Here is a 22,933-nt window from a genome sequence, read left to right on the forward strand (position 1 = left end):
GAGACAAGAGACCAGATCGCGGTCAGGCGACGGCGGCGGCGGGCTCGAGTGAGAAGAGTTCGCGGGCGTCGGCGATGCTGCCGGTGATGGCGGCGGCGGCGACCATGACGGGCGACATCAGGACGGTGCGGCCGGTGGGCGAGCCTTGGCGGCCCTTGAAGTTGCGGTTCGAGGAGGACGCGCAGAGTTGGTCGCCGACGAGCTTGTCGGGGTTCATGGCCAGGCACATCGAGCAGCCTGCCTTGCGCCACTCGAAGCCGGCTGCGGTGAAGACCTTGTCGATGCCTTCCTGCTCGCATAGGTGGGCGACGATCTGGGAGCCGGGGACGACGATGGCGGTCACGCCGGGCGCGACCTGGTGGCCGGAGATGTATTTGGCAACCTCGCGGAAGTCGGAAAGGCGGCCGTTGGTGCAGGAACCGATGAAGGCGACGTCGATCTTCACGCCCTTGATCGGGGTGCCGGCGGGCAGCTTCATGTAGGCGAGCGCCTCGTCGATGCTGGCCTTTTCCTGCGGCGTGGCGGCCTTGGCGGGATCCGGGATGTTCTCGGAAATCGCGATGCCTTGGTCCGGGGAGATGCCCCAGGTGACGGTCGGCTCGATGCTGGCGGCGTCGATCTTGACGATGTCGTCGTAAACGGCGTCGGCGTCGGAGGCGAAGGACAGCCAGCGCGCGGCGGTGGCGTCGAAGTCGGCCATATCGACGTACGGGCGGTCGCTCAGGTAGGCGACGGTCTTGGCGTCGGGATTGACGTAGCCGCAGCGGGCGCCGCCTTCGATCGCCATGTTGCAGACGGTCATGCGCTCTTCCATCGACATGTCGTCGAAGACATTGCCGGCGTATTCGTAGGCGTAGCCGATGCCGCCCTTGGCACCGAGCAGGCGGATGATGTGAAGGGTCACGTCCTTGGCATAGACGCCGGGACGGAGCTTGCCGGTGACCTCGATGCGGCGGACCTTCAGCGGCTCCATGGCCAGCGTCTGGGTCGCGAGGACGTCGCGGACCTGGGTGGTGCCGATGCCAAAGGCGATCGCGCCGAACGCGCCGTGGGTGGCGGTGTGCGAGTCGCCGCAGGCAATGGTGGTGCCGGGCTGGGTGATGCCTTGCTCGGGGCCGACGACGTGGACGATGCCCTGCTTGCCGGACTTGAGGTCGAAGTAGGTGACGCCGAAGTCATCGCAGTTCGAGCGCAGGGCGGCCATCATCTCCGCGGCGAGCGGATCGACCGGCTGGTCCTGGTTTTCCGTCGGGACGATGTGGTCGACGGTGGCGAAGGTGCGCTGCGGGTATTTCACCGTGAGTCCGAGATCGCGGAGCATCCCGAAGGCTTGCGGCGAGGTCACCTCATGGATGAGGTGGGTGCCGATGAAAAGCTGCGTGCGTCCATCGGCCAGAGTGCCGATGCTGTGGCTTTCCCACACTTTTTGGTAGAGGCTCTTGCCCATGATCGGAAGGCCGCTTTCTCGCGGCGGGCGGGCAAGGTGGGGGAGTGCCTGCGGATTGTCAAAGCGGGATCCCGTGCGCGACGGGCGCGATCACAGCACGTTGAAGGCGAACAGCAGGACCACCACGCTGGCGGTGGCCAGCACGACGGTGGCGGCGATCCATAGCATGCGTCGGCTAGAGCCCGGCTTTCTGGCGGGGTCGATCCATTCGTCCCAGCCCCGGTTGTCCGAGCGGAAGCGATGGTAGTGCCGGTTAGCGGATTGGAAGCGCGGCCGGGTCTCGGGCGTTTTCATGTAGGGAGGGATCAAGCCTCTAATGAAATTTTTGCAGAACGCAACCGGGGAATCGTGCCAGTTTGAAAACTACGTAAGGACACGAAAAAGCCCCGCGCGGCGAACCGGGCGGGGCTGGGAAAATTGGAGCCGTGAACTTACTTCGAGTAGTTCACTTCAGGTGCTGCCGGGACTTCCTGGAACTGGGGCAGGGGGCGGAGCGGAGCAGCCTCCGGTTCGCCGGTGCAGCAGCAGGAGGCGGAAAGAAGTGCGAAGGCGGACACACAAACGGCAGCGATGACGCGGAACATAGCGGGAGTGAAGTGAGGTTTTTTTGAATTCGCGAGAAAAATGATTTCCGGGCGAAAATTCAGGGTGGACCCGTCATAAGGTCCACCCTGAGTTGAGTCATGATGCGGACACGAAAGGTCCGCAAAGTCGGATTACTTGGCCGGGGTCACGTAGGTCGGCGAGGCCGGAGCCGGCGCCGGCTTGCTGGAGCAGCAGGAAGAAGAAAGGAAAGTACCGGCGGCAGCGGCGAGGAGGGCGGCGATTTTCACGAGTTTCATGATGGTAGCGTGGTTTGCGGTTGAAACGGATCGAGTCCGATTGAGACCGACTCTAACGGACCGGACATGCCGCGCAAGTTGAAAGTCTGGGGCTCCGGGGTGCCGGAAACCCTTGGTGGGGGCCGGTCTTGCGGCTCACGAGGTCTTCCGCCGGAACATGATCGAGGCGGCTCCCAAGGTGCAAAAGCCGATCGCCACCAGCGGCAGGATCAGCGAGAAGACCCGCTCCGGGGAGGCGTCCTTCAGGAACACCCCCTTCACGATCTCGACGAAGTGCCGGACCGGATTCGGAATGGTGGCCATCTGCAGCCAGTGCGGCATGTTCTCCACCGGCGAGGCGAAGCCCGAGAGCATCATCGCCGGCATCATGAAGGAGAACGCGCCAAGGAAGGCCTGCTGCTGGGTATTGCAGATCGAGGAGATCAGCAGCCCCACGCCGACCAGCGAGAGCGCGTAGAAGAACATCCCCACGTAGAGCAGCAGCAGGCTCCCTTGGAAGGGGACGTGGTAGATAAAGACCGCCGCGCACAGGATCAGCGTCGCTTGGAAGAACGCCACGATCATCGCCGGGACCGCCTTGCCGATCATGATCATCTCCGGGGTCAGCGGCGAGACCAGCAACTGGTCGAAGGTGCCTTGCTCGCGTTCCCGCGCCACCGAGAGCGCGGTCAGGATGAGCGCTCCGATGGTGGTGATCACCGCCACCAGGTTCGGCAGCATGAAGTTCTTGTAGTCCAAGTTCGCATTGAACCAGTAGCGCGTGACGGTTTCCGACGGCATCGCCCGGCCCTTCGCCGCCAAGCGGTCCTTGAGGAAGATCTCGGTGATACCTTGCAGGTAGCCGAAGGCGATCTGCGCGCCATTCGAGCGGCGACCGTCCATCAGCACTTGGATCGGCGCGGTTTCGCCTGCGGCGAGGCGCCGGGAGAAGTCCTCGGGAATGCTGACCGCGAGCATCGCCGAGCGGGATTCGATGGCGGCCTCCATGGCCTTTTGATCGTGGATCGGCAGGATCTCAGTGAAGGCGTCGGATTGGACGAAGCGCTGCACCAGCTCGTTCGATGCCGCGCCGGTGTCGCGGTTGTAGATCGCCAGCGAGGCGTTCTTCACTTCCAGGGTCGCGGCATTTGGAAAGAGCAGGGTCTGCAGGATCACCGGCATGATCAGCAGCGCGCGGCTCGACGGATTGCCGAAGATCGACTGCAGCTCCTTGAGGATGAGCGCGCGGAGGCGGAGGAAGAAGTTCATGGCATCGCGTGGCGTGTCGTTCATTCCATGCGCCGCCGGGTCAGCTTGGCGGTGAGGCCGAGGAAAAAGACGGAGGAGAGGATCAGCATCCCGATGTCCGGCAGCAGCACCTTCCACGGCGTGCCGACCTGGAAGATCGTCTGGATGGCGGAGACGAAATAGCGCGCCGGGATCAAGTGGGTCACGCCGCGCAGGAAGATCGGCATGCTGGAGATCTCGTAGATGAAGCCGGACAACATCATCGCCGGCAGGAAGGCGGCATTGAGCGCCGCCTGGGCCGCATTGAACTGGTTGCGCGTGGCCGTCGAGATCGCCAGGCCGATGCCCAGCACGCTGAACAGGAAGAAGCTGCCCACGATGAAGAGGGCGAGCAGCGAGCCGCGGAAGGGAACGTCCATCAGCCAGCGCGCCGCGGCCACGCATATGACCAGCGAGATCATGCCAAGCGCGTAGTAGGGCAGGATTTTACTAAGCAGCAGCTCCGCCCGCGTGACCGGCGAGGCGAGCAGCGCCTCCATCGTGCCGCGCTCCCATTCCCGCGCCACTACCAGCGAGGTGAGCAGCGCGCCGATGACGGTCATGATCACCGTGATCGAGCCAGGGATCAGGAAATTGCGGCTCTTCGCGGAGGGATTGTACCAATACCGCGGCTCCAGCACGACCTCCCGCTCCATGTCCTCCCCGCGGTCTTCCGAGCGCTGGAGCAGCCAGTGCTGCCAGATGGCCTCGAAGTAGTTGCTGACGAATTGGGCCGTATTCGGCTCCGAGCCATCGGCCACCACCTGCACGGGTGCGGTCTCGCCCGGCTGATTCATCCGCCGCGAAAAGTCCGACGGGATGATCATAAAGCCGCGGATCTCGGAGTCGACCATCGCCCGCTCCATCGCGTCGCGCGATTCGAAGCGGCGGACGATCATCGATGGCGTTCCTTGCAGCGCCGCCGCCAGGCCGTCCGCGTCCTTGCCGGTGCCTTCCTTGAGCAGGCCGACGTGGAGGACCGGCGTGTCGAGATTGATGCCGAAGCCGAAGACGAAGATCAGCAGCAGCGGCAGCACGAAGGCGATCAGGTTGCTGCTAGGGTCGCGGAAGATCTGCAGCGTCTCCTTCCAACAGAGCGCGCGCAGCCGGCGGAATGAGAGGTGTTTCATGCCGCTGCTTCCTCCTTTCCGGTGACCAGTTCGATGAAGGCGTCCTCCATCGTAGGGTCGGGATTCTCCGTCGTGGCGATGCTTTCCTTCAATTCGTCCGGCGTGCCGTTGGCGATAAGCTTGCCGCGGAAGACCAGCCCGATGCGGTCGCAGTACTCCGCCTCATCCATGAAGTGGGTGGTCACCATCACGGTCACGCCGCGATCAACGAGGCCATTGATGTGCGTCCAGAATTCACGGCGCGTGACCGGATCGACGCCCGAGGTCGGCTCGTCGAGGAACAGGATGTCGGGCTCATGCATCACCGAGCAGGCAAGCGCGAGCCGCTGCTTGTAGCCGAGCGAAAGCGAGTCGGTCTTGGCGTTGAGAAAAGGATCGAGGTGGAAGATCTCCGCCATCTCGGCGATGCGCTCGCGCTGCCGCTTCCCCGAGACGCCGTAGATGCCGGCGAAGAACGAGAGGTTCTGGCTGACCGTGAGATGGCCATAGAGCGAGAACTTCTGCGCCATGTAGCCGAGTCGCTGGCGGGCCTCGCTGGCGCTACGCCGCAGGTCAAGGCCGACCACCGTCGCCGTGCCGGCGGTCGGCGTGAGCAGGCCGCACATCATCTTGAAGGTCGTCGATTTCCCCGCGCCGTTGGGGCCGAGCAGGCCGTAGATTTCACCGCGCTTCACTTGGAAGGTGACGTCGTCGGTCGCCTTGAAGTCGCCGAACTGCTTGGTCAGGTGTTCCGCCTCGATGACCGTTTTGCCGTCGTTCGGGATTTCCTTCGTGGCCTTGGCCAATACCGATTCACCGGGTGGACCACCGCCTAACAGATCAATGAAGGCGTCCTCGAAGCGCGGCTTCACCGGTGCCCACTCGGCGCTGGCATCCGCGCCGATCTCCGACGGCTCGAAGGGCTGGCTGTCCTTCTTCAAGATGAGCCGCAGGCTGTGGCCTTGGATGGTGCCGTCGTTCACCTCCGGCCGCGACAGCGCGCGGGTGAGGAGCTGGCGCTTGCGCGGACCGGGCTCGCGCAGTTGGAAGCAGCGGCCTTCGAGCGGTGCGGAGATTTCCGCCGGGGTGCCGGCGAAGAGCAGCTTGCCTTCGTTGAGCACGATCGTGGTGCCGCACAGCTCGGCTTCATCGAGGTAGGCAGTGCTCCAGACGACGGCGATGCCTTGGCCCACCAAGTCCTCGACCATGCCCCACAGCTCGCGGCGGGAAATCGGATCGACGCCCACGCCCGGTTCATCGAGCAGCAGCAGCTTCGGCTTTCCCAACAGCGCGCAGGCCAGCCCGAGCTTTTGCTTCATGCCACCGGAGAGCTTTCCGGCGAAGCGGCCGGTGAAGCGCTTGAGGTCGGTGAAGGTCAGCAGGCGCTCGAACGATTCCTCGCGCTCTGCCCCGGTCACGTGCCGCAGGTCCGCGTGCAGCACCAGATTCTCCATCACGGTGAGGTCTTCATAGAGGCCGAATTTCTGCGGCATGTAGCCGACCTCGCCACGGATCGCAGCGGCGTCCTTGATCGGGTCGCGGCCGAGCGTGGCGACGGTCCCGGAGGCCGGCTCTAACAAGCCAGCGATCAATCTGAGCAGCGTTGTCTTGCCCGCGCCGTCCGGACCCGCGAGGCCGGTGATCAGGCCATTGCGGATTTCTCCCGATACGGCATCGAGCGCCGGGCTGGCCATGCCCTTGAAGGTCTTGGTCAGCTCGTGGAAGTTGACGACGACCTCTGACATCACTCCGCGGGGTGTGCGTCCAGCGAAACGGTGACGGGCATGCCCTGGCGCAGCGAGCCGTCCGAGTCATCCACGATCACTCGCAGGCGATAGACCAGCGAGGTGCGGATTTCCTTGGTCTCGACGGTCTTCGGCGTGAATTCCGCGCGCGGCGAAACAAAGCCGACCTTGCCGTGGAAGGCGTGGTCCGGCTGGCCATCGGTGACCAGGCTGACCTTGGTGCCCGGCGGGAATTTGCCGAGGTCGGGCTCATGAACGTAGGCCCGTACCCACACCGGATTCTCCAGCGACAGCGAAAGCACGGTCGGCCCGGCCTGGACGATCGCTCCGGGCTCGAGGGCGCGGGTGATCACGATGCCGTCCGAGGGACTTTTCAGCTCCGTATCGGCGAGGCGGATCGCGGCGGTTTTCACCGCGGCCTCGGCCTGCGCGACGGCGGCCTCGGCCGCGCCGACGCCGGCTTCGCCGGCACCGACCGCAGCCTCGGCGGCGGCGACTTCTTCGGTGCGGAAGCCGCTTTCAAGCTGGCGCAGGTTGGCTTCGGTGACCTTCAGCCGTTGTTCGGCCTCGTGGAAAGCGGCCTCGGCGTTTTCGAAGTTCTGCCGCGAGACGCCTTTCGATTTCACCAGCTCCGACTGCCGCTCATAGGCTCGCTGGGCATTGTCCATCGTGACTGCGGCTTGCGCCCGGCTGGCCCGTGCCTGCGCGATTTCCTCGGTGCGATAGCCGGCGCGCTTCAGGTCCGCGTCCGCCTTGGCCTGGGTGAGGGTGGCCTTGGCTTGTGAGAGTGCGGCCCGTGCCTGGGCTTCGGCGGCCTTGGCTTGGGCGAGTTCGTTCTCGTAGGGTTCCTTGTCGATCCGAGCCAGCAACTCGCCGGTTTTGACGGCATCGCCCTCGTCCTTCAGCACCTCGGCGATCCGGCCGGAGACGCGGAAGCCGAGGTCCACGCCGCGGATATCGACATTGCCTTGGAGCACTAGCGGCTGGTGGGTGCTCTGATACTTCCCGTAGAAGTACCAGCCGACGCCGGCGAGGACGGCGAGGATAAGGATCAGTGGAATCGCTTTTTTCATGGCATGGCTCCTTTCAAGCCGGGGCAAATGAGTCCGAGGTGTTCATCGAGAATCGTCGCGATGGTCGCGAGGTGGTCGCTGGTAAGTTCTTTCACGCCGAGCCGGCGCAGGATGGTGGTGCGCGCCACCACGAAGGCCAGCACCTGGCCGAAGAGGGCGTGCGCGCGAAGGATCGTCGCGGGTGACTCGGGATCCTCGCCAGTCGCGACGCCGAGCACCGTGGTGAAGAGTTGGTGGAGCGGCTTGAGCGTCTTGTTGTAGAGCAGGTCGAAGCTCTCGCTCGGCGAGGATTGCTCTCGGATCATGACCAGCCGGATTTTCTGGAATTCGCCGTCGCCCAGTTGCTCACCGAGCAGGGTGCGAAGCATGAGCTTCAGCACTTCCACCGCTTCCGCCGGATCGAGCGAGCCGCTTTGCAACTTCGCACGGGTCTCTTCCGCGATGGTTCCGAAAACGCTGCCGAGATAACCGCCGACGCCTTCCAGCACCGCGGCGTAGAGCTTCTCCTTGTTGCCGAAGTAGTAGGCGATCGCGGCCACGTTCTGGCCCGCCTCATCCGCGATGTCGCGGACCGAGGCATTCTCATAGCCCTTGTCGCCGATCTTCTTCAGCGCCGCCAGCAACAGCTTGCGCCGCGCTTGCTCGCCTTTGTTCGGACTCGTCGGAAACAATTCCCGCTGCACGGCGGAGAAATTCAACGATCGTCTAAAAAAGTCAAACGATTGTGTAAGAATAGATTTCTTCGCGGGGAGATGTCGGATTGCGAGGACTTGGGAGGCGGACAGTAGCGACGGGGGCTGCCCACGGCCACGGCCGCCCGCGCCGACCATACGAATGCCATCACTCCTCACATGTCAGCTCGACAGTTGAATGCCTCGGGGCCGCGGGAAGAACCCAAGCACATCTGATAGAGAGCCCAATTTTCGAGGGCATCCACAGCCCATCTCACTTACGAGTCGCTCATCTTCTTCATCAAACTAGTCCTTCATCGGAATTTCACCTAACGTTGTTTGACTTCGCCTCAACTCCCCGCCAAACAGCCGCTCAAGCAATGAAACGAACCTCCCTTATACTTCTACTTGCTGGAACGATTCCGGCTATCCTTTGGGGACAAACCCAAAACGAACAAGGCGTAACTGAGATCACGGAAGCGCAAATCATCAACGACCTTCCAGATGGAGCCCCTTCGGAACCAGCACCGCCACCTGCCAAGCTCGTTGTTGCGCCCGAAGACGTGATTGAAACCAAGACGGTTGAAGCTGGGGAGAGGCAGATCACTATCGAAAAGATCGCGCCACTTCAGCTCCCGCTCGTGCCGGAACCGGCCCAGCCACCTGATCCGCTTTCTCCTGAAGTTCAGCAGCAGCTCCTTGAACTCGGCGAAACCCATCGCGAAACGACTTTCGTCTTTATCGGAGCGACTATTTTCCAAGCTGCCGATTTGCCCGGTCCAAGGACACTTGTACGGGTATGGGATCAAGAAACCCAAGCCTCCTATTCCTGCTGGTCATCGGCAAATTGGAATTGGTTGGGCGGAGTCGGAAGCTTTCAGGGGGAAGATGGCCGGCAATACGCCTTGATCATGAGCCACAGCAGCATGGACGTCGACGGATGGTCGGAGTTCTTGGAGGAGCAAGGCACGGCATACGATCTGCCCACGGTGCCCGAACTGCCCGCGGGCGAGGCCAGCTTTGTCGTCTCCGAGGGAGCCCCGGCGGCCGAGGCCTTGTCACCTGTTGTTGCCCTTCACCAGCTCTACAACAAGGACGGCGAGAGGCTGAAAGCTGCCTACGAAGGGCGCCAGCGCGCGCAACAGGAACGGGAAGAGTTCCTCCGCGCCAACCCGCCGCGGCCGAAGGGCATCGTCATCCGCCACTGGCGCATGGACGAAGCCGGGCAGCAAGGAATCACCCCCAAACCCGCCGTCGCACGATGAAGCTCGATTTCTTGAAGCGAGGGCCACTCCTGATCATCGGCGCGGCGATCATCGTCACCACCGCCCATGCTCTGATCGACGCCGACAGCGACGGCATGAGTGATGTCTGGGAAGGGGAACACGGTTTTGCCGTCTCCGGCACTCAGCCGTCCCATCAACTGCCAACCGCTGATCCGGACGGGGACGGCTGGACGAACCTTGAGGAATCCCAGGCCGGAACCGACCCAAGCTCGGGAGTTCCGCCAGAGGGTATCCTGAAGCCCACGGTTCTCAAGCACCCCGACTTTTCCACCGTCTTCACCATCAGTTGGCCGTCGCTTGAAGGGAAACAGTACAAGCTCTACGTCTCCCCCGACCTCTCCTCCGGAAGCTGGGTCCAGATCGACAGCCCGATGATGGGAACCGGCGCGACCATCGAATACGGTACGGAAGCCATCGACGAGGACGGCTACCTCCCTGATCGCCTGTTCTGGAAGGTCTCCGTGGCTGACGTCGACAGTGATGGCGATACCTACACCGACTACGAGGAGCTTGCGAAGAAACTGAATCCTAACAGAGCCGATACCGACGGCGATGGATTTCCCGATAACACGGATCCGGATCCCTTGGATTTCGCGGACAAGGACGGAGCCAATCTCTCCGGAAACGTGACCACCGGTCTCCTTGGGCGCTGGGACTTTGAGGGCGGCGGGCCGGACGATGTCACCCTCGTTTCCACCCCGAATAACGAGGCGGGCGCGATCGACATCGGCAACACGGGAGCAGGATGGGATGGACGAGATGACTGGCCGCGTGCTGCCAGCGGGATGCCTTGGGCATGCCTGCATCTGATCGCGGCCGATTCTCACGCGAAAGTCCCCACGACACGCTTGAATCACGACACCCACACCTGGGCGATGTGGATCAAGTTTCCCCGGGCGACTGTCTCGTCGCCAGGTGCCCTTGATTCCTCCGCCGGGAAGCGCACGCTCTTTGCCGTCGGAAAGGACGAGACATTGTCGAGCAACGACCCCGATTCGCGTCCGATTGTTCAGTGCTATTTCGATGGCAAGGGCACCACAAACAACTCGTCCGACAATCGCCTCGTTCTATCCAATTGGGACGACGGAGTCGAAAGTCAGCTCGCTTCGTGGAGCGTTCCCGCCGCATTGGACGACGGCCAATGGCACCACATCGCAATTTACTTCGACGATAACGAAGGCGGCCGCGGAAAATATCGAGCTTGGTACGACGGTGGCGCATTCGACGACAACCAGAAAGATATTATTGCGGGAAACGTCTTTACATACACTCTCAATGCGGCATCGCACCCTTGGTGCTACCTTGGGAGATTCATGAAATTCATCCCTCCCGGGCAGGGACATGAAACGCTGGGAGCTCAAATTGATCGCTTGCGGGTTTACAACAAGGTCCTGCAGCCAAGCGATGTCCTCGCGCTCTACAATCAGGACATCGATGACGACGGTCTTACCGACCGCTTTGAGTCGAGAACCCGGTTCTGGCGTGACCACAATCACGACAAGATCGACCAGCAGTCCGAGACTACCTTCCCGGTAAGCCCGTTCTTGAACGATCCAGCTGGTTCCGATCATGACGGGGACGGCCTTTCGACCCACGATGAACAGACGCGTGGAACCAACCCTTGGAAGGCCGACAGCGACGGCGACCTGCTGCCCGACGGTTGGGAAGTGGAACACGGGAGTTCTCCGAGCGATACCGACGGATTGACCGCCACAGAGGAATACAAATGGGGGACCGATCCGAAGTCGGCGGATACGGATGGCGACGGCACAAACGATAGTGACGAAACCACCCAAGGCTCCCATCCCAATGATGCTTCGGACGGCGGCCAGCCGCTGCCAGCAGACCAGCGTCTTGCCATCCGCATCGGCGTGGGTGATCAGAGCGGGAGCCACTCCGAGGATTACGTTGTGGAATGCTACCGCATCGATATCGAGACGGGCGAGGAGAAGCTGCATTACATCGTCCGGAGCGGCGGCTTTGGCCAATACACCGAGCAAGACTACAACATCTTCCGCAAGGATCAGACCTACACCTTCCGGCTGAAGTGGCAGGGTACGAGTACCGGAACCTCGAGCAGCGGGGCGAGCGACGGACCGGACTATGACTATACCTTCAAGGTCATTCCCCAGGCCAGCCATGGAGGTATCCTCATCGACTCCTGGGACAAGGACCGCGGCTCGATTGGCCTCGGTAAGAAGCTGCTCGGGGTAAACCGGAATGATGTTGCCGCAGATGAGAGTGCCTTCAAGGAGGAGATCGAGAACCGCCGGGTCGTCCTTTATTCGATCCAGACGCACTCGCAGGATCGCATGTTCGCTGGCTCGGTGACGACCCTGCGCGGCTTCGAGAGACTTCAACTCGTCATCACGAACCCCGAGACTGGAGAGGACTTCGGCACCCACGGTTACCTTGCGGGCGAGGGTGACACGCGCGTTTACCAGTCCCTGAAGGGTATGCTCGGTAGCGAGGACGACCAGGGGACGGACGTGAGGGACCCCCGGGTGTGGTTTCTCCAGGATACCCTCAACTACCGACGGACCGAATTCTATCTGGTCTCGGGTGTAAAGGGGGAGGGCTACGGGAAAATCAAGGTCGAGGCCAGGTTCAATGGCCAGTCCCTTGGTAGCGTGGAGCGGTCCCTTCAAGCTCATACCCAGTTTGAAGAAACCATCGACATGGTGACGGGATGGGCCGCCGGAAAAGGCTTCCGCATCGACCCCGGCGCAGCCGGCGGAACGATTGCAGCCCGGAACAACCTCACGGACGGGGCTGGGCTCAGCGAGCCGGAACTGTGGGCTACGCCCACTCTGATCCCGTTCATGCTCATCGGACATCAGGTGGAGGGGGTGACGATTGTTGCGCGGGGGCTGGGGGAGGGGATTGTTGCAGGTCTGAAAGACGATCTCGAGTTCGCGGGATTGCTGGCAACTGGTGCTATGATCGCGGCGGATTGGACGGCGGCGGCACTACAAAGCGAGATCCAGAAGTGGCAAGACGACCCATTGGCTCGCATGTCCGAGTTGCATGGGATCATGACTGACTTCTTCCAGAAGCAGGTCTATGAGCCGCTCGGAAACCTTGTAGCCGATCTCTCCACTTTTGAGGGATTCAAGAAGCTCTTCTGGCAAGCGGTGGCAAAGGGGATCACCATCTCAATGGCCGCCAACAACCTGAACATTTGGGAGAAGACGGTCGACGCTCTCGGCGAATGGTTTGACGACTTCGGGAACCGTATGGCGGCGGGAGCTGAGAGCGCCGCATGGATCAATACCCCGTTTGCCAAGTCCGGGCTCCTGGCAGAAGGCACTCAGGTCTTCAGGGAACAGTGCTATACGTTTGGATATACCTTGGGATACATGTGCGAGCAGGTCGCAGTGGGCATGCTTACAGGAGGTGCCATGAAGATCGGCCAAGTTGCTCTGAAAGGTGGGGTCACGTTGGCGGGCAATCTCGCAAAGCGAACCGCGGGAGCGATTGCGATGCGAGGGCACTGGATGAAGGCGTTATTAGGAAACTCGTCCCTCGGAGACGCGCTTGTACGTTTCGGGTATGAGCGTGGATTGCTGCTTTGCGCGGTGGAGCCGGTTGGACCGTCGATCAAGGAGAGCGTTTTCGAGATATTGGAGAAGCTCTTTACGAGGTCCGGGTTCCAGCGTGCCACCTTCAATTTCAAAAACTTGCTCGACGACATTACCAAGCCCGGAAGCAATATGCGGGCGCTTGTGGCCAGCGCTGGCGGGGAGGCCTTGATTCAACGCAGGGCTGCTCAATTAGCCGTACTCTTGGGAGATCAATGTGACGAGACAATCATGAAGAATTTCCTCAAGGTCGCTGAAGAACGACTAATCATCCTTCGACCAGCCCCCGACGGACATGTGGTGGACGAATTCTTTGAAGGATTCTTCCGCTGCTTCGAAGGGAATCCGTCGCTCATGGTGAATGCCGATACCGCCGAGCTATCGCTCTCGCAGTTGTCCGCAAATGGCAAGGCCTACTTGAAGAGCTTCCTTTCGGACCCCGACGCAGGTAATCTGTGGAAAATCGACGATCCCCTTTGGGTGGATGAGGATATCGCGATTCCCCACAACTATTGGGTCCGAGGCCTGCTGGCGGAAATCGACGTCTATAAGAGAGTGTACAAATCGCAGGGATTCACGCATCATCCCACTGCCGCGGGATTCGATTTGTCAGATGATGTTACCTGGGTTCAGATCAAGTCGGTCAAGAACCCCGGGGGTGCAATTGACGGGATGAAGAAAGCGATTGACAAGCTTGCCGCTAGCCGACCAGATTCCGGTGATCTGAAGCTCCATATCCTTGCGAAGCCCGGCACTGATACTGCGGGCCTGAAGTCTGCTCTCGACAATTATTTGGGCGGTAAACCTTACGAAAGTCGATTTGAAGTGGAAATTGAGTTTTATGATTTGGGGCCACAATGATTTCCAACAAAAAATATTTCGAGGTCTCTTTTCCTAATGTGCCGAAGCCGGTGGTCGATGTTTGGCGCTGTCTTGTTGGCTATTTGGAAGCCTCAGGTTGCCTCCCAAGTAGCTTCATATTTCAACAGATCACCGGTCACCCCGAGCGCTTTCAATCTGAAAGGGATTTAAAGGTTTCTCACGAAGAAGTTGCCGATTTGATTCAAAACAGAGACTTATTCGGATTTGCAGTAGATACCGGTCACTCGGCCAGAAGTGTTGCCTTTAGTATGACTAAGGCAAAGACAACTGGAGATCAGACAGTGCTCTCATGCAGGATCGAATGCCAGTCGAAAACCCCCGCCGATTGGTCCCGATTGATCGAGGGACTTCTTTCTTTGTGGCCCGGAATTGGAGGTTGGCAGTGGGATAATTTGTATAAGGTATGGCAAGGAACAATATCGGAGAACGTCTATGAAGCGAACTTTGGAGCGATTCCCCCGGGCGTGAGAATGGTGGGTGGTGGTGGTCTCGGTGGCCATGGGAAGCCGAAGAGGAAATTCATCGACGTGTCGCTCAATCCCGGGCGGGCCAAGGAATTGCTTCCAATGGTAAACTTCTATCCTTCCAGCGAGATGTGGTTAGGGCCACATTTTTGGCAGTACGCATCTTGCACGAAGCAGGAGGTTCTCGATTCGGATATTTTCCTTATTAAAAGAGATTTGCCAAACTTTCTCTATTTGAAGACTTGGCCTGAGCCATTCAGGCGGCCCGATGGCGAGCAAGGACGCATCCAGCAAAAGCTCTGGCGGCTGCTTTTCCACGAGGACTGTGAATGGCCACCGAGTTCGGGCGGGATCTCCGATAAACCGATTTATGGTCCGCCTGAACTGATGCCTCGCGATGAAATCGCTTAGGGAACAAATTTTGGAGCCCAATGGTTTCGAATCGGATTTTCTTTGAAGTCGCTCTCCTCTCCATGCCCAGTCCGGTTTAGGACGCTTGGGATACTCTAGTCGCGTTCCTTCAATCGGAGAAGGCTCTCCCGAAACAATTTTCCCTTTCGCAAATTGCCGGGCATCGCAAAGAGCTTCAAAGGGAAGCCGACCTAAAGCTTAGCCCCGATGAGGTAAGAAGTGTCATTGTCGAAAGGGATCTGAGTGCCTTCACGGCCATCTCCGGAGATTCAAATAAACAAGCTCATTACCGTCTGTTTGGAGGAAGAAATCCGAGTGAGAGCGCTTCCCTAACTGGAATCATAAATAACGGATTTAAAGCACCTGATTCATGGGGAAAGCTGATCGAGGGCATGTTGATCCAATGGCCGGGCATCGGAGGATGGCAATGGCGATCTCTTTACGAAACGTGGCAGAATTCTTGCGTAGCGGGGTCTTACGAAAGAAAATTCGGAGTCATGCCTTCTGGAATTCGCCGTTTCATTCAATCTGACGGCGGTGGAATCGGCTCCGGTAGGGACATGATCGACATTTCGGCAAACTCCGGCCGAAGAAAGGCCCTGCTTTCTGCGTCAAATTTCCATCCCTCAGCCGAAATGTGGCTTGGCCCGGATTTCTGGCAATTCGCCAAGTGCTCAAAGAAGGAAGTGCTTGCAGCGGATTTCTTCATCGAGATCCGCGACACCCCCCATTTCCTCTACCTCAAAAGCTGGCCACAGCCCTTCACTCGCCCCGATGGTGAACAAGGCCGCACCCAACAAAAGCTGTGGCGCCTTCTCTTCCACGAGGATTGCGAGTGGCCGCCTGGCTCGGGGCTGATTTCAGACGAGGCGGTGTATGGCCCGCCTGAATTGATGCCTCCCGAGGGTGCGACATGACCGGACACGCGTGTTGTTCTCCAAAGATTTCCAATCAAAGACATTTGAAGTAGCCTTTCCCCAAGTTCCGGTGCCCGTCACCGAGATCTTGCGGGTTCTGATTGGCTTCCTGGCGAAAAAAGTAGGCGCTGCTTACTTCTTCCGTCGTTTTGCCTTTTGGGGCTTTCCAGCTTTTTGTGGTTTCCCCTTCGGCGGCCATGTCTTCTCGAACTTCGGCGTCCGCTCCTTCTTTGCGCGCGGCGGTGGGGTGCCCTCCCATTTGATGGGTGCCCCGTGGACTTTGGCGGTGGGCTCACCGGCGATGCGGAAGTCGATGAACTTGCCTTGGAAGTCGATCCGCTGGACTTGCAGCTTCACCTTCTGGCCGAGCTGGAATTGCTGGCCGCTGCGGGAGACGTAGCGCATCTGAGCGTGTTCGAAGTGCCATTCGCCGCGTGGGAGGTCCTCGCGTTTCACGAGGCCGCGCGCGCCGATATAGGTAGCCTCCACCAGCAGGCCGGCGTTGCGGACGTCGGTGATCATGCCGTCGAATTCCGGGGGCGGATCCTGCTTGGAGCAGCCATCGAGGTACTCGAGCATCTTGATCTGCTTGGTCTCGTTCTCGGCTTCGGCCGAGGTGCGCTCGGTGTCGGAGATGTGGCGCGAGAACTCGGCGAGCTCGGTTTGGCCCGCGACCTTGTCGGGGAGCTTCGGAGGATTGGTGAGGTAAGGTTGGAGCGAGCGGTGGACGATCAAGTCCGCGTAGCGGCGGATCGGGCTGGTGAAATGGCAGTAGTCGGCCTTCGCCAAGCCGTAGTGGCCGAGTGGGTCGGGCGCGTAGGCGGCGCGCTTGAGGCTTTTCAGCAAGCCCAGCTTGATCAGGTGCTCGTCCGGGCGCCCCTTCGACGAGTCGAGCAGTTTTTGGATGTGCGCGCGGTTCGAGAGGTCGCCGGGCTGATAGCCGTGGGCGCGGGCCGTCTCCGTGAACTCCGCCAGCCTGCCAAAATCCGGATCCTCGTGGACGCGGTAGATGGTCGGCTTATTGCGGACCTTCAGGACGTGGGCCACGGCCTCGTTCGCCAGCAGCATGCATTCCTCGATGAGCTGGTGGCTGGCAGTGTGCTCGACCTGGTGGACCTCCACCGCCTTGCCCTTGTCATCCAGCTTCACGCGGATCTCCGGCATTTCGAGGTCAAGCGCGCCGTCCTTGAAGCGCTTCTTGCGCAGAACTGCCGCCATCCGCCACGACTCCTGGACCATCTCGGAGAGATTTTCCGGCGAGCCTTCGGGAGCGGGTTTGCCATCGAGGATGGCCTGCGCCTGCTCGTAGGAAAGCTTGGACTGGCTGTTGATCACCGCATCGCAGAAGTGGGTCTTGAGGACTTTTCCTACCGGGGAGATTTCGATCACCGCGCACTTGGTCAGCCGGTTCACGCCGGGCTTGAGCGAGCAAATGCCATTGGAAAGCTCGGGTGGCAGCATCGGCAGCACGCGGTCCACCAGGTAGGTGGAGTTGCCGCGTTCGGAGGCTTCCTTATCCAGCCGGGTGCGCGGCTTGACGTAGTGCGACACGTCGGCGATGTGGACGGCGAGCGTCCAGCCCTTGTCGTGGCGCTCCACCCAGATCGCGTCGTCGTGGTCCTTCGCATCGGCGGGGTCGATGGTGATGACGAGGCGGTCGCGCCAGTCCTCGCGGCGGGCGACTTCCTGTGGATCAACTTCCTCCGGCACGGCTCGCGTCTCGGCGAGCACGTCCTCGGGAAACGAGGTCCGCAAGCCGTGGCGATGAATGACGGCCACGATATCGACGCCGGCGTCGCCGGGCCAGCCGAGCACTTCGAGAATCTTCCCGCGCGGGGTGCGGTTCTTTTCCCACTCGTCGAGATCGACCACGACGAGTTGGCCGGGCTCGGCGGTGGTGTCGCCGAAGATGTCGATCTGGCCGGCCAGCGCGGGATCCTCGGTTTCCACCCAGATGAACTTCGCCTTGCGGTGGAAGGTGCCGACGATCCGACCGCTGCGGCGCTCGAGAACCTTTTCGACCTTGCCGCGGGCGTCGGGCTCCTCCTCGGGTGCCTGGGGACCGCGACTGCGCTCGCGCTCGCGTTGCTTCCACGGCTCCGGTTTCGGCAGGTAGAAGGAGATGAGCACCCGGTCGCCTTCCAGCGCGGTGCCGGTGTCGCGGCGGGGAATGTGGACGCGCGAGTGCTTCTTGATGTCGATGCCGGTGGCGGCGTTGTCCGGGTCGGTGGCGTCCGGATAGAACCACGCGTGGCCTCGCGGCAGGAAGCGGATGGTGCCGCGCAGCTTGTCGTGCCCGGCGGGACGGGGGAGCTCGTAGCGGCCCTTGCGGCCATCGGCGATCAGACCCTCGCGGCTCATCGCAGCGAGTTCGGAACGCAGCAATGGGCGATCGTTCGAGGAGAGGGAGAGGTCGCGGGAAAGTTCCGACTTATTCATCGGGCGGTAACCTTTGCCGCCCATCAGGCGGAGCAACGCGCTCCGCAGTTCTTTTCGATCCATGGTGCCCGACGATGGCCGCTGAAGGGCGTTCTGGCAATCCGCGAACCCGAAAAGCACTTGGCAGCGCAAGGGCTTGGAGTAATTTGGCGGCAGCCTACGCGGGAAAAACGCAGGATTGCCACCGCGCCCCGGAACCGCTTTCTTTCGCTGAACCTGCAATCAACGCATCACGTCCCTATGAAAACCCGTCCTTATCGCCGCTCGCAGCGCGGTTTCACGCTCGTCGAGCTCCTTGTCGTCGTCTCCATCATCATCGTGCTGGCCGCGATGAGCTTCGGCGCCATTTCGATCGCCACGAAGAAGAAGAATGCCGTGACGACCCTGACCGATGTCACGGCCCTCGCCTCCGCCCTGGACCGCTACTACGACGAATACAACAAGCTGCCGAATGTGGGCTCGCAAGACGAGATGGTCGCGGAAGGCCAGTCCGGTGCCGAGCTTCTCACGATCCTGCTGGGCAAGGAAGAATCCAGCGGCGAGATGCAAAACCCGCGGCAGATCGTCTTCCTCACTTCCCGGAATACCAAGAACAAGAAACAGGGTGGCCTGGTTTACAGCAACGGTAATCAGGTCGAAGGCCTGTATGACGCCTGGGGACGCCCGCTGAACATCAAGTTTGACGAGGACTTCGACGGTGAGATCCAGAACCCGATCAAGCAGGGCGACATCGTCCGCGGGAAGAAGGTCATCATCTGGAGCTTCGGTGCCGACGGGAAGTTCGGCGACAATGATGAGGTGAAGTCCTGGTAATCCGGACGCTCCGATAAATCGCTCTCATGAGCCCCGCCCGGCTAAGTCCGCGGCGGGGCTTTTCTGTTTGGCCGGGGTGCTTCCAAGGTCATGACCTTCAAGGGCTTCGTTCGACGAGTTGGTGGTTTTGCGCAAATTCCGAGATTAAAAATGATGTGGCTTAGAAGCTGCGACGTTTGGGGCAACCGAGTTCTAGATTTCAATGCGCCTCAATCCGATTCGATCCCGACGCCCCCCAAGCCTTTCCCGCCACGACCGCGGCTTCGCTCTCGTGGCGTCACTGATGCTGATGGTGGTGATCACCTTGCTTGCCGTCGGGCTGCTGGGACTCTCGACCATCGAAGTGCGCAAGAGCGGCCTCGAGTCAGCCCGCCTCCGGGGCCAGGCCCCGGCCCAGCCGGCGGGCGTCGCGCTCCAAGCGGTCGCCAAGCGCATGCCGGAGGCCAAGGCCTTTCAGGCGGCCACAAACTGAATTTCCGTGGCTAAGGATGGTCGCGGGGCGGTGGCCGTGCAACACGCGGCCTCCGCCCCGCTTTTTATCTCCGGGGAGATACTAGCTCTGGGGAAAATCGTTCAACGTCCCCGTGGCGGACGTCCACCACCGCCCGGGCCGGGCCGGCGGCCCTCGCCCTGAGGTGGCGGGCCTTGCTGGTCTCCCTCGCCATCCGGCTTTTGAGGGGGGTGCGGCGGGCGTGGATGAAGCTCGCGCGGCGTCAATTCGCCATCGTCGTTCTTGTCGAGCTTCGCCAGCGCTTCGGGCGCGGCCTCGATTTCCTCGGTCGAAAGCTCGCCATTGCGATCCTTGTCGAGCGCTGCCAGCAGCGGCGGGACCGGACCGCGCGGGCGGCGGGCCTTCCTGTCTTCCTGGCCTTGCTCGTCCGCCGGCGGTTCTTCACCCTCCGGGGCACCTTCCGGTGGCTTAGGCCGCAGCTCTTTCTTCGAGATGGTGCCATCGCCATCGATGTCGAGCGTGCGCAGCGATTCGGAGGCGGCTTCGATTTCCTCGGCGGACAGCTTCTCGTCGCCGTCGGTATTGAGCGCTTCGAAGATCGGCAGCGGCGGGTGAGGAGGGCGACCCGGTGGCGGTCCCTGAGGTTCGTCCTGGGCTTGGCAGGCGAGGGCCGCCAGCAGTGCCGCGGCGAAGGTGATGGTTGTTTTCATGTTCGGTCGGTTGGTTGGTTTCGCGGCGGAGAACCGTCTCACGCCATCGAGGAAACCATCGCTTTGTTAAGCACGTGTGTGGGTGACGATGAATTCGTGTAAAAGTTGGCGAATGCCGGGGAATCGGTGCCGCAGGGCAGGTTGCCGGTCGCTTTGCGCCGCCCTTTGTTAAGGCCTCGTAAAATCGGTGGCCTGTTCCGCCCGCTTTGGCGCATGCTCCGCACGATGACTCCCGTTCCGCCCGCCCGGCCTTTGCTGGTGGTTGATGACGATCGCAAGCTCTGCGGATTGATCCGCGACTATCTGCTTCCCCACGGCTGGCAGGTGGACATGCGCCACAACGGACCGGAGGGCCTCGAAGCTGTGCGCGGCGGAAAGTACGAGGCAGTGCTGCTCGACGTGATGATGCCCGGCATGGACGGCTTCGAAGTGCTGCGTGAGCTGCGCAAGTCCTCCACCATCCCGGTGCTGATGCTCACTGCGATGGGCGAGGAAGCCGACCGCATCGTCGGACTCGAACTCGGCGCGGATGACTATTTGCCGAAGACCTTCTCCAGTCGCGAGCTGCTCGCCCGGCTGCGCGCCGTCACCCGCCGCAGCGTGGTCTCCGAGAAAGGTGCGGCAGCAAGTACGAAGGATCTAGTATGTGGCGCACTCATCGTGAATGAGGAAAGCCACGTGGCCACGCTGGCGGGCGAGGCGCTCGATCTCACCGCGTTGGAGTTCGCTATCCTCACTTCGTTGTTGAAGGCGAAGGGCCGGGTGAAAACACGAGAATCGCTGCTGGAGGAGGTGTCCGACCGGCGCTTCGACGTCTTCGACCGCTCGATCGACGTGCATGTCTCGCAGCTCCGTCGCAAGCTCGGTGACGATGCCAAGCAGCCGCGCTTCATCCGCACCATCCGCGGCGTGGGCTACAAGCTGGAGGACACCACACCATGAAGCGCCGCGTCCGCTTTCCGCTGATGGCGAAGATGCTGCTCTGGCTGTGCGTCCATCTCGGCGTGCTCGCGGCGGCGTTCTTCATCTTCGTCGCATGGCAGCTCCGGCTTGGCTTGGATTCCTTCTTGAGCGGCACCGCGGGAGAACGCCTGCGCGATGTCGGGGAGCAGGTGGCGACGGAACTCCGCGACGCACCCCGCCGCGAGTGGCCGGAGATCCTGCAGCGCCGCCAAGCCGCGCTCGGGGTCGAGGTCTTCCTTCAACTGGGTCCCGGTGACTGGGTGAGAGGTGCGCCTCAAAAGATCCCGCCGAATATTGACCAGCGCATCAAGGGCTTCCGTCGTCCCGAGCCCCGGCCTGCCCGCGGTCCCGGGGGACTTCACGAGGAACGAGGAGGACCCGGCGATCAAATGGGGCGGCCACCGCGCGGCCGTGAGGGTCGCCCACCGCCGCCGCGATTCGATGGCCCGCCGGAGGAGGAAGAGGACTTGTTCATTGGCGATCCAAGGCCACCTGAAGTACGCGACGGAATCCGGCCCGGCCCCCGTGAGCGACCGCTGCGAGAAGCGGATCCGATTCGCCTTGCGACCGATGGTCTAGCTCCGCGCGCACGGCCGGACTTCCTCGCGCGTGGCATGGGCGGCGATGGCTACTGGGCCGGCATCGATCTACCGCTCTCCGAGCCGCCCGCCCAACAGCCACTGCACGGTTTGCTGGTGCTCCGCGCCGCGGAGATTTCCGGCAACGGCCTGTTCTTTAATCTCAAGCCATGGGTGATCGGCGGCTTGGTCGTGCTCGGCCTGAGCTTGCTACTATGGGCACCGTTTTTCTTCGGCATCACCCGCTACCTTTCGCGCTTGTCGAGGACCACCGAGGCGATTGCCGATGGGAAGTTCGATACGCGGATCGGTCTTTCGCGCTCCGATGAACTCGGCAGCTTGGGAGATTCCATCGAGACGATGGCTTCGCGGCTCGACCGGCTCGTGCGTGGCCAGAAGCGCTTCCTCGGCGATGTCGCGCACGAACTTTGCTCACCGCTTGTCCGCATCCGCACCGGTCTCGGCGTGCTCGAATATGGCCTGACTCCGGAGCAGCAGGTGCGCTTGGAATCGATCGAGGAGGATGTCGGCGAGCTTTCTCAACTGGTTTCGGAGGTGCTCGCTTTTACGAGAGCCAGCACGGCACCGGGATCGGTGCGCTTGGAAGCGGTCGAGCTTGTGCCTGTGATCCAGCTTGCGCTTTCCCGCGAATGTCCGGGCCAGAAGGCCGAACTGGAGATCCCGGAGAAGCTGGCCGTGCTTGCCGACAAGAGTCTCTTCGCCCGGGCCGTCGCCAATGTCCTCCGCAATGCCGCTTGCCACGGGGGCGATGAATGCGAGCTGAAGATCTCCGCGACCCCCAACGGTGATGAGGTGGAGCTTCGTCTCGCCGACAATGGCCCTGGCGTCGATCCCGCGGATCTACCGCGTCTCTTCGAGCCCTTCTACCGTCCTGACGCCGCCCGCACCCGTGAAGCAGGTGGTGTCGGGCTGGGTCTCGCCATCGTTCGTTCGGGAATTGAGGCCTGTGGTGGCACGGTTCGCGCCGAATCCGCCTTGCCGCATGGGCTTTGCGTGGTGTTCCGGCTGCCCGCTGCAAGCGCCGAGGCGCATAAGAATTGAAGCGCGCGGAAAAACTTCGCGGGCTGAATCCTGCAAAATCAATGGCTTGCGGGGATCCGGCTGAAAAGTTTCCAAAAAACCTCTCGAAAGGTGTTGACCGGGGGATCTGCCTATGTAGGTTTCTCCCCGCCGCGCCACACAGCGCAGCGCGAGAGACGAGAGTCGATCGCGGTTCTTCTTCACAGAAGGCGAACCCGATCGGCTTTTTAGTCCCCTCGAAACG

General features: G+C 61.4%; 19 protein-coding genes. 8 read left to right on the forward strand and 11 right to left on the reverse strand.

Going from position 1 to position 22,933, the window contains the following annotated elements; genetic code table 11:
• Positions 1-22: 22 nt before the first annotated feature.
• From leuC to OKA05_RS08280, 9 genes are all read right to left on the reverse strand, one after another.
• On the reverse strand, positions 23-1,447 hold the full coding sequence (leuC, locus tag OKA05_RS08240; protein WP_264486648.1) for a 3-isopropylmalate dehydratase large subunit: 1,425 nt from the start codon (positions 1,445-1,447) through the stop codon (positions 23-25).
• Between the two features lie 90 nt (positions 1,448-1,537).
• Entirely contained in the window at positions 1,538-1,741 is a 204-nt protein-coding gene (locus tag OKA05_RS08245) for a hypothetical protein (RefSeq protein WP_264486649.1), read from the reverse strand.
• Positions 1,742-1,878: 137 nt separating this feature from the next.
• The gene (locus OKA05_RS08250) at positions 1,879-2,031 is read right to left on the reverse strand and encodes a hypothetical protein (RefSeq protein WP_264486650.1); all 153 of its coding nucleotides are present in this window, start codon (positions 2,029-2,031) and stop codon (positions 1,879-1,881) included.
• A 132-nt stretch (positions 2,032-2,163) separates the two neighbouring features.
• Positions 2,164-2,289: a hypothetical protein gene (locus OKA05_RS08255; protein WP_264486651.1), complete on the reverse strand. Its 126-nt coding sequence runs from the start codon at positions 2,287-2,289 to the stop codon at positions 2,164-2,166.
• 135 nt (positions 2,290-2,424) lie between these two features.
• Positions 2,425-3,537 (reverse strand): ABC transporter permease, encoded by a 1,113-nt coding sequence (locus OKA05_RS08260; RefSeq protein WP_264486652.1) that lies wholly within the window; start codon positions 3,535-3,537, stop codon positions 2,425-2,427.
• A gap of 20 nt (positions 3,538-3,557) precedes the next feature.
• Positions 3,558-4,685 (reverse strand): ABC transporter permease, encoded by a 1,128-nt coding sequence (locus OKA05_RS08265; protein ID WP_264486653.1) that lies wholly within the window; start codon positions 4,683-4,685, stop codon positions 3,558-3,560.
• Positions 4,682-6,409: an ATP-binding cassette domain-containing protein gene (locus OKA05_RS08270; RefSeq protein ID WP_264486654.1), complete on the reverse strand. Its 1,728-nt coding sequence runs from the start codon at positions 6,407-6,409 to the stop codon at positions 4,682-4,684. Before OKA05_RS08270 ends, OKA05_RS08265 begins: the two co-directional genes overlap by 4 nt.
• Positions 6,409-7,482 carry an HlyD family secretion protein gene (locus tag OKA05_RS08275; protein ID WP_264486655.1) on the reverse strand — a complete coding sequence of 358 codons (1,074 nt, stop codon included), beginning with the start codon at positions 7,480-7,482 and terminating at the stop codon, positions 6,409-6,411. Before OKA05_RS08275 ends, OKA05_RS08270 begins: the two co-directional genes overlap by 1 nt.
• Positions 7,479-8,165, reverse strand: a complete 687-nt coding sequence (locus OKA05_RS08280) for a CerR family C-terminal domain-containing protein (RefSeq protein ID WP_264486656.1) — start codon at positions 8,163-8,165, stop codon at positions 7,479-7,481. Before OKA05_RS08280 ends, OKA05_RS08275 begins: the two co-directional genes overlap by 4 nt.
• 368 nt (positions 8,166-8,533) lie before the next feature.
• On the opposite strand from OKA05_RS08280, the gene OKA05_RS08285 reads away from it, so the two are divergent.
• From OKA05_RS08285 to OKA05_RS08300, 4 genes are all read left to right on the forward strand, one after another.
• Complete coding sequence (locus tag OKA05_RS08285; protein WP_264486657.1) at positions 8,534-9,418, forward strand: hypothetical protein; 885 nt, start codon at positions 8,534-8,536, stop codon at positions 9,416-9,418.
• Positions 9,415-13,881: a LamG-like jellyroll fold domain-containing protein gene (locus OKA05_RS08290; RefSeq protein ID WP_264486658.1), complete on the forward strand. Its 4,467-nt coding sequence runs from the start codon at positions 9,415-9,417 to the stop codon at positions 13,879-13,881. The genes OKA05_RS08285 and OKA05_RS08290 overlap by 4 nt, the downstream gene beginning before the upstream one ends.
• Entirely contained in the window at positions 13,878-14,777 is a 900-nt protein-coding gene (locus tag OKA05_RS08295; protein ID WP_264486659.1) for a hypothetical protein, read from the forward strand. The genes OKA05_RS08290 and OKA05_RS08295 overlap by 4 nt, the downstream gene beginning before the upstream one ends.
• A 392-nt stretch (positions 14,778-15,169) precedes the next feature.
• Positions 15,170-15,694 carry a hypothetical protein gene (locus OKA05_RS08300; protein WP_264486660.1) on the forward strand — a complete coding sequence of 175 codons (525 nt, stop codon included), beginning with the start codon at positions 15,170-15,172 and terminating at the stop codon, positions 15,692-15,694.
• Between the two features lie 132 nt (positions 15,695-15,826).
• Here the strand turns inward: OKA05_RS08300 and rnr are convergent, their stop codons facing one another.
• The gene (rnr, locus tag OKA05_RS08305) at positions 15,827-18,196 is read right to left on the reverse strand and encodes a ribonuclease R (RefSeq protein ID WP_264486661.1); all 2,370 of its coding nucleotides are present in this window, start codon (positions 18,194-18,196) and stop codon (positions 15,827-15,829) included.
• 177 nt (positions 18,197-18,373) lie between these two features.
• Between rnr and OKA05_RS08310 the strand changes: the two genes are divergently transcribed.
• The gene (locus tag OKA05_RS08310; protein WP_264486662.1) at positions 18,374-18,946 is read left to right on the forward strand and encodes a prepilin-type N-terminal cleavage/methylation domain-containing protein; all 573 of its coding nucleotides are present in this window, start codon (positions 18,374-18,376) and stop codon (positions 18,944-18,946) included.
• A 271-nt stretch (positions 18,947-19,217) separates the two neighbouring features.
• A complete protein-coding gene (locus tag OKA05_RS08315) occupies positions 19,218-19,418 on the forward strand; it encodes a hypothetical protein (protein WP_264486663.1) in 201 nt (66 codons plus the stop codon).
• Between the two features lie 101 nt (positions 19,419-19,519).
• On the opposite strand, the gene OKA05_RS08320 is transcribed toward OKA05_RS08315, so the two are convergent.
• Complete coding sequence (locus OKA05_RS08320) at positions 19,520-20,107, reverse strand: CREC-EF hand family protein (RefSeq protein WP_264486664.1); 588 nt, start codon at positions 20,105-20,107, stop codon at positions 19,520-19,522.
• A gap of 225 nt (positions 20,108-20,332) precedes the next feature.
• Here OKA05_RS08320 and OKA05_RS08325 point away from each other — a divergent pair, with 225 nt between their 5' ends.
• Both OKA05_RS08325 and OKA05_RS08330 read left to right on the forward strand, forming a co-directional pair.
• Positions 20,333-21,049, forward strand: coding sequence for a response regulator transcription factor (locus OKA05_RS08325; protein WP_264486665.1), 717 nt, complete (start codon positions 20,333-20,335; stop codon positions 21,047-21,049).
• The gene (locus OKA05_RS08330) at positions 21,046-22,710 is read left to right on the forward strand and encodes a sensor histidine kinase (protein WP_264486666.1); all 1,665 of its coding nucleotides are present in this window, start codon (positions 21,046-21,048) and stop codon (positions 22,708-22,710) included. Before OKA05_RS08325 ends, OKA05_RS08330 begins: the two co-directional genes overlap by 4 nt.
• Positions 22,711-22,933 lie beyond the last annotated feature (223 nt).

The organism is Luteolibacter arcticus (assembly GCF_025950235.1).
Taxonomy (GTDB): domain Bacteria; phylum Verrucomicrobiota; class Verrucomicrobiia; order Verrucomicrobiales; family Akkermansiaceae; genus Haloferula; species Haloferula arctica.